Origin of the sequence: Paenibacillus campinasensis, from assembly GCF_002272015.1 — a bacterium.
Lineage (GTDB): Bacteria > Bacillota > Bacilli > Paenibacillales > Paenibacillaceae > Paenibacillus_AQ > Paenibacillus_AQ campinasensis.
In genome coordinates this window covers 120,667-127,205 of record NZ_NPBY01000049.1, presented here as the reverse complement: position 1 = coordinate 127,205, position 6,539 = coordinate 120,667, and the positions used below count along the sequence as shown (strand labels likewise).

7 protein-coding genes are annotated in these 6,539 nt (G+C 53.7%); 3 read left to right on the top strand and 4 right to left on the bottom strand.

Annotated elements, in window-relative coordinates; genetic code table 11:
* Positions 1-40: 40 nt before the first annotated feature.
* The 3 genes from fabV to CHH67_RS17115 all read right to left on the bottom strand — a co-directional run bounded on the left by fabV (position 41) and on the right by CHH67_RS17115 (position 2,727).
* Positions 41-1,231 carry an enoyl-ACP reductase FabV gene (fabV, locus tag CHH67_RS17125; RefSeq protein WP_095266416.1) on the bottom strand — a complete coding sequence of 397 codons (1,191 nt, stop codon included), beginning with the start codon at positions 1,229-1,231 and terminating at the stop codon, positions 41-43.
* A 224-nt stretch (positions 1,232-1,455) separates the two neighbouring features.
* The gene (locus CHH67_RS17120) at positions 1,456-1,728 is read right to left on the bottom strand and encodes a WGxxGxxG family protein (RefSeq protein ID WP_095266415.1); all 273 of its coding nucleotides are present in this window, start codon (positions 1,726-1,728) and stop codon (positions 1,456-1,458) included.
* Between the two features lie 243 nt (positions 1,729-1,971).
* Positions 1,972-2,727: an exodeoxyribonuclease III gene (locus CHH67_RS17115; RefSeq protein ID WP_095266414.1), complete on the bottom strand. Its 756-nt coding sequence runs from the start codon at positions 2,725-2,727 to the stop codon at positions 1,972-1,974.
* Positions 2,728-2,973: 246 nt separating this feature from the next.
* On the opposite strand from CHH67_RS17115, the gene CHH67_RS26240 reads away from it, so the two are divergent.
* The gene (locus tag CHH67_RS26240) at positions 2,974-3,120 is read left to right on the top strand and encodes a hypothetical protein (RefSeq protein ID WP_176475611.1); all 147 of its coding nucleotides are present in this window, start codon (positions 2,974-2,976) and stop codon (positions 3,118-3,120) included.
* Positions 3,121-3,291: 171 nt separating this feature from the next.
* On the opposite strand, the gene CHH67_RS17110 is transcribed toward CHH67_RS26240, so the two are convergent.
* Positions 3,292-4,305: an iron-hydroxamate ABC transporter substrate-binding protein gene (locus CHH67_RS17110; protein WP_244908231.1), complete on the bottom strand. Its 1,014-nt coding sequence runs from the start codon at positions 4,303-4,305 to the stop codon at positions 3,292-3,294.
* A gap of 185 nt (positions 4,306-4,490) precedes the next feature.
* Here CHH67_RS17110 and CHH67_RS17105 point away from each other — a divergent pair, with 185 nt between their 5' ends.
* Together CHH67_RS17105 and CHH67_RS17100 are read left to right on the top strand one after the other, a co-directional pair.
* A complete protein-coding gene (locus CHH67_RS17105) occupies positions 4,491-5,531 on the top strand; it encodes a FecCD family ABC transporter permease (RefSeq protein ID WP_095266412.1) in 1,041 nt (346 codons plus the stop codon).
* Complete coding sequence (locus CHH67_RS17100) at positions 5,531-6,538, top strand: FecCD family ABC transporter permease (protein WP_095266411.1); 1,008 nt, start codon at positions 5,531-5,533, stop codon at positions 6,536-6,538. The genes CHH67_RS17105 and CHH67_RS17100 overlap by 1 nt, the downstream gene beginning before the upstream one ends.
* Position 6,539: the final 1 nt, after the last annotated feature.

Genomic DNA, 6,539 nt, shown 5'->3' with positions numbered 1-6,539 from the left:
GACCCGATTCTGAAATCGGGTCCTCGTTATGGCTCACCTATTAGATTGCATGCGGATTATCTACGGCCGGATCAACGTCTGCATCATAATCCACACCGTCGGTCTCAAATCCGAACAGCTGGAAAAACTCGCGGCGGTAGCCTTCCAGGTCTGTCAGCTGCTCGATATTGTCGCTCGTTACCCGGCTCCACAGATCGGCAACCTCCTGCTGCACATCCTCACGCAGTTCCCAGTCGTCAATGCGGATGCGTCCCTTCTCGTCCACCGGAACCTCGCCGCCGCTATACAGCTTATCTGCGAACAGACGGTGGATCTGTTCGATCGTTCCTTCATGGATGCCTTTCTCCTTCATCACCTTGTAAAGCGCCGACACATACAGCGGCACCACAGGAATTGCCGAGCTGGACTGGGTCACCAGCGCTTTGCTGACGGCCACATAAGCGCGTCCGCCAATCGGCGACAACTTGTCGCTCAGCTTCAGCGCCGTATCCTCCAGATGATCCTTCGCCTGGCCAATGGAACCGTCACGATAGATCGCCCGTGTAATTTCCGAGCCGATATAAGAGAACGCGATGGTTACCGCCTGATCTGCCAGTGCGCCTGCCTCGGACAAGGCCTCCATCCACAAATCCCAGTCTTCACCGCCCATAACGTCCACCGTATGCTTCACTTCTTCTTCTGTTGCCGGCTCAATCGTCACCTCGGTCACTTCACCTGTATGGAAGTTGACCGTTTTGTTCGTGTAAGGCTCGCCGATCGGCTTCAGTACGGAGTTGACCGTCTCTCCGGTTTCAGGAAGCGTCCGCCGCGCGGATGCAACGCTGTATACAACGAGATCCACCTGACCCAGCTCCTGGCGGATCAGCTCTATCGTTTTTGCTTTTGTCTCGGCTGAGAATGCATCTCCTGTCACACTGAACGATTTCAGTCCAGCTTCTGCCGCAGCCTTTTCAAACGCCGCCGAGTTGTACCAGCCTGCCGATGCCGTACGTTTCTCACTGCCCTGGCTAGGACGGTACACCCCTACCGTATTCGCCCGAGCGCCGAAGGCTGCTGCAATTCGGGCAGACAATCCATAACCTGTCGAAGCCCCGATGACAAGCACATTGCGCGGGCCCTGTATTGCCGGCTTGCTAAGCACATAATCGATCTGTTGTTGAACCTGGGCAGCACAGCCCACAGGATGAGAAGTTGTACAAATAAATCCGCGTGTTCTAGGTTTAATAATCATCGTTCATTTCCTCTCTTTACGGTTCATATCGTTTCCCATTTATCGTTAGGTCCTGATTGACTCCTTTCTATTGTAACTTTTTTTTTCCGGGTGAAAACCTTTTAACCGCAAAATCTACAAAGACAATAAAAAAATCCCGCTTGGATAAGCAGGATTTTCACTCTTCACAGCACCGCTTTAGCTAATGCAGTTCACAAAGCCTTTGTGTCTGTACAGCTGCTGGATTATTGACGTTCCGGATTACGGCCTCTAAGACCGATAAGGCCTGCAAGACCGAGCAATCCCAGCCAGCCCCAGTCAGTTCTGTTGTTATTGCCAGCCGTTGCATTAGCGTTGTATCTGTTGGCATTCATGTTGTTCGTGTTCACCGTGTTGGTGTTCATGTTGTTGGTGTTCATATCATTCTGATTCGTGGTGTGATTTTGCGCAAAGGCAGGAACAACAAGAATCAACGCAAGGCTTAACACAGCCAGGAATGAAGCTACCATTTTCTTCATTTGAGTTGGACTCCTTTCGATTTGATGTGGATTGAAAAGCCTAGGGGACAGGTTCCAAAATTATGTTGCCCGTAACAAATATTAATATTCTTTCCCCGTCTCCAGGTAAATGTTTCCACTCAATAAATAAAGCCCCCGATTCCCATCATGCTGGGCGGGGGCAAAAAAGGCATACGGCGAAGATTCACACTTGCAGTTGCACCGTCGGCCAGCTGTTCCAGTTCATAGAACATGTTCGTTGTGCTACAAGCGTACCGTTAAGGTCACCGGGCAATGATCGCTGCCCATGATATGACAGTCGATGTCGGCGTCGACCAGCTGATCCGCCAGCTTAGCCGAGGCCAGGAAATAGTCGATGCGCCAGCCGATGTTCCGCTCCCTGACCTTGGGCATAAACGACCACCAGCTGTACACATCCGTGCGATCCGGATAGAAATGGCGGAACGTGTCGAGAAAGCCGCTGGCCAGCAGATCGGTCATCTTTCCGCGCTCCTCAAGCGTGAATCCTGAATTGCCAAGATTGGATTTTGCATTCTTCAGATCGATCTCTTGGTGGGCGACATTCAGATCTCCACACACGATGACCGGCTTGATCACATCCAAGGCAAGCAGATAGCTGCGGAACCGATCCTCCCACTCCAGACGATACGGTAGCCTGCTTAAATCCCGCTTGGCATTCGGTGTGTATACGTTAACCAGATAGAAGCTTTCAAATTCAAGCGTAATGACCCGCCCCTCCGGCTCGCTGTCCTCCTCGATTCCGTAACGGACGGACAGCGGCTCAATCCGGGTGAACACCGCCGTGCCCGAGTAGCCTTTCTTCTCTGCATAATTCCAGTATTGACGGTACTCTGGCCCAAGCTCCAGCTCGATTTGCCCCTCTTGCAGCTTCGTTTCCTGAACACAAAATATATCCGCATCGGCCTGCTGAAAATAATCGGTGAACCCTTTCTTGACACAGGCTCGCAGACCGTTAACATTCCATGATACCAGCTTCATTGTCAACCTCTCCCCTTGTTGCAATCTATCCTGAGCGCAGGCTCTGATAGGCATAATATATAGCCTCTAAATCACATAATGATACCATGCCAGCTTTTCGGCGAACAAGGCCCCCTTCTCGAACAGCGAAGTGATCGTCAGCCCAATGTATATTTCCCGGTCAAAACAGGAACAACATAACCGTTAACGTGAAGGAACCCGTGTTCCCGATCCTGTAATGATACATTCAGTATGGAGGTGGCATGGTTGACAGGAAGAAACAATAAGCCAAAAAATGACGGCCCATCCAGCAGTCCAGAACGACTGGATCAATATGGCGACAAGCTCGCCTCTGACAATGAGGAGGAGTTCACATCTGCGGCTGAAGAGCATTGCCGCGATGACGAATATTGATAGACAGCATCAGTAGCCAGAGTACCGCAAAATAACAAAACACGAGCGACGGGAAGGTAAATCCCCCTCCCGAGCTCGTGTTTTTTGTACATCCGAGCAGACCTCCGTGCATAGGACCCCAATTCCAAATCCTCTCCTAAACACCGCGCTCGAACGTTACAGCAGCCTTGTTTACTTCACCAGACTTTCCAGAACATCATCGATGATCTGGCTGTTGGCAACCGCGCCGGTGTACATCCAGGCACTGCCGACTTCATACTCATACACATGGCCGTTTTTCACCGCAGGAATGTTCGCCCACAGCGGATCCTGCAGCATCTGTGAGCCGCTCGATTTGTCGCTGTTGATCAGGAACAGGTGATCCGCGTCAAGCTCCGCCAGCTTCTCCAGCGAAATCGACAGCCAGTTGTTATCACCGCTTTGCGAAACTTCCTTCACCACGTTCGGCACGGTAATCCCGAGATCACCGTATAATACCGCTCCGCTGGACAAATTCTCATTGACGACAAAAAAGCTGTTGTTTACGAGCCAAATCGCAGCTGCCGTTTCCGACCCGATCGCATCTTTCACGCTCTCCTTCGCTTCGGCAGCCTTTTGATCATAGTCCCGGAGCACTTGCTCCGCCTTCTCCTTCTCGCCGAAAATCTCCCCGATCGTCAGCAGCTCTTCACGCCAGTCATTGTTCAGCTCTGTGCCAATGACATAAGTCGGTGCGATTCTTGCATATTGGCTGTACTTGCCGCCTTCGACCATAGCAGCGGAGTCCATGATCAGAAGATCCGGCTGGAAGCTCGCTACCGCTTCAAACGGCAAATCATGCGCGATCGTCGGTATTCCCTGCAGCGCGTCCTGCAAGTATTGCTGAATGCTTGTCCCGTCCATAACCGACCACTGGGCAACCGGGGTAATGCCGAGAGCGACCAGACTATCTTCAAGGTAAGAAGCGATGACCCGCTTCGGCTCCGCCGGAATCGTCACCTCATTGCCCATGGCGTCGGTCAGCGTGCGCTCGGTCTTGGCTTCGCCAGTGTCCTCGCCGCCGGTTTCGCTTGCGCCCGAGTTCTCTTCCTGGGCAACCTGCTCATCAGCCCCCTGCGCCGGATCAGTCTCATTTCCAGCTTGGCTATCGTTGCCGCAAGCCGCGAGCAACATCAAGGCCGCCAGCAAGCCGGCCAACCAAATCATTTTTGCACTCCTATTTTTGCTGCGAATCATGTATAATTCCTCCTATGTATATTTTCACAAATCACTCTAGCTTCGCTCGCATAAAGTGATATAATGTTGATAGAAAAATGATAATGAAATTCATTATCAATTGCAAGTGCAGATTTTAAAAATCCATAAATATGTGACAAAAGGTAAGGTTGAACATGCAGGCACAACAATCTCACAAACATGCAGGCAAGCAGGCTAAATCCAGGCCCAAAACCGCGGTGGCTTTCCTGGTACTCGGTCTCGTCTTGCTCGTTATCGCAACAGCTCTATCCATCCTTTATGGTTCGTCCAACATCAATCTTCGGACCGTCTGGGAAGGATTAACCCAATTTGATCCGAGCTCCACCGCACATCAGATTATTCACCGGCTGCGTATTCCAAGAGCGCTTGCCGCTGCGCTGATCGGCGCAAGCCTTGCCGTGTCGGGAGCGGTCATGCAGGGAATGACGCGCAATCCGCTCGCCTCCCCTTCCATTATGGGAGTAACGGCAGGCGCAGCATTTCTGATGACGCTCGGCTATGCCTTCATGCCGGCCGCATCCAGCTTGGTCATAATGCTGCTCGCTTTTTTCGGCGCAGGGCTTGGAGCTGGCCTGGTATTTATGATCGGCGCGTTGTCCAAAAGAGGGCTTACCCCCGTCAAATTGGCACTCGCCGGCTCGGCAGTCACGGCGCTGCTGAGCTCGGTATCATCCGGTTTGGCCCTTCGCTTTAATGTAGCCAAGGACATCAGCTTCTGGTACGCCGGCGGCGTAGCGGGGGTGCAGTGGGTACATATTCAACTGCTCCTTCCGGTCGTTGTCATCGGATTGGTCCTGTCCATAGCGGTTAGCAAGTCGGTCACCGTCATGAGCCTTGGCGAGGATATCGCCACCGGGCTGGGGCAGCGCACGAACATCGTCAGGCTGCTCGGCACGCTTGTCGTGCTGCTGCTTACCGGCGCCGCTGTATCCGTAGGCGGCTCCATCGGATTTGTCGGGCTTGTCATTCCGCACATCGTCCGGTTTATCGTAGGGCCAGACTACCGGCTGATCATTCCATGCTCTGCTGTGGCCGGCGGGCTGTTGCTTGTGCTGGCAGACATCGCGGCACGGATGGTCAATCCTCCGTTTGAGACTCCGGTAGGGGCTGTCACCGCGATTATCGGCGTTCCTTTCTTCCTGTATCTGGCAAGACGAGAAGGGAGGGAGCTGTAATGCTTCACACCGGCAGAAAAGTTGTCTTCGTCTCGGTCATTACCGCGATTGCCATTGCAATCGTATTTATAATCAGTCTGAACCTGGGCACCATTCGCATCAGCCCGGCTGAAGTGCTGCAGGTCATCACCGGCAGCGGTTCAGACCAGAACCGGACGGTGCTGATTCATTTCCGGCTGCCCCGGATGGTGATCGCCCTGCTGATCGGCGCCGGAATCGCCATTTCCGGTGCGATCTTGCAAAGCGTCTCCCGCAATCCGCTCGCAGACCCCGGCATCCTTGGCATCAACGCCGGAGCCGGCTTGTCGGTCGTTCTGTACATTTTTTATTTCCAGGGCGGAGCCCTTGGCTCCGGATGGCTGTCGATCTATATGATGCCGTTTGCCGCCTTGCTCGGCGCTTTTGCCGCAGCACTGCTCATTTATACCGTCGCCTGGAAGGATGGCGTCACGCCCGTGCGGCTCATCCTGTCCGGCATCGGGGTGAATGCAGGCTTCGGCGCATTCATTATCGTCTTCCAGCTCATGATGGACCCGAATGATTTCATGAAAGCCACCATATGGCTATCCGGAAGCATCTGGGGAACAAGCTGGCCGTATGTGGGCGCCGTGCTGCCATGGATCGTGCTGCTCATCCCGTGGGTGCTGTATAAATCGCGCTATCTGAACGCGATGCAGCTCGGAGATCAGGCCGCGGCCGGACTCGGCATCCGCGTGGAACGCGAGCGCCGGGTGCTGCTGTTTATCGCCGTAGCGCTGGCTGGCGCCTGCGTATCTGTTGGCGGCGGCATTACGTTCCTCGGGCTTATTGCACCGCATTTGGCCCGTAAGCTGGTAGGCCCGCGGCATCAAAGCTACCTTCCGGTCTCCGCACTCCTCGGCGCGCTGCTCCTGCTGGGCGCTGACATGATCGGTAAGATGCTGATGGCCAACGCAGAGGTCCCTGTCGGGCTCGTCGTGGCCTGCCTCGGAGCCCCTTATTTCATCTATTTGCTGATCAAGGATTAGC

Excerpts from the sequence above, each read along its gene's own strand:
- CHH67_RS17105 (WP_095266412.1), top strand. The coding sequence starts at position 4,491 with ATGCAGGCACAACAATCTCACAAACATGCAGGCAAGCAGGCTAAATCC.
- CHH67_RS17100 (WP_095266411.1), top strand. The coding sequence starts at position 5,531 with ATGCTTCACACCGGCAGAAAAGTTGTCTTCGTCTCGGTCATTACCGCG.
- CHH67_RS17115 (WP_095266414.1), bottom strand. The coding sequence starts at position 2,727 with ATGAAGCTGGTATCATGGAATGTTAACGGTCTGCGAGCCTGTGTCAAG.
- CHH67_RS17110 (WP_244908231.1), bottom strand. The coding sequence starts at position 4,305 with ATGATTTGGTTGGCCGGCTTGCTGGCGGCCTTGATGTTGCTCGCGGCT.
- fabV (WP_095266416.1), bottom strand. The coding sequence starts at position 1,231 with ATGATTATTAAACCTAGAACACGCGGATTTATTTGTACAACTTCTCAT.
- CHH67_RS17120 (WP_095266415.1), bottom strand. The coding sequence starts at position 1,728 with ATGAAGAAAATGGTAGCTTCATTCCTGGCTGTGTTAAGCCTTGCGTTG.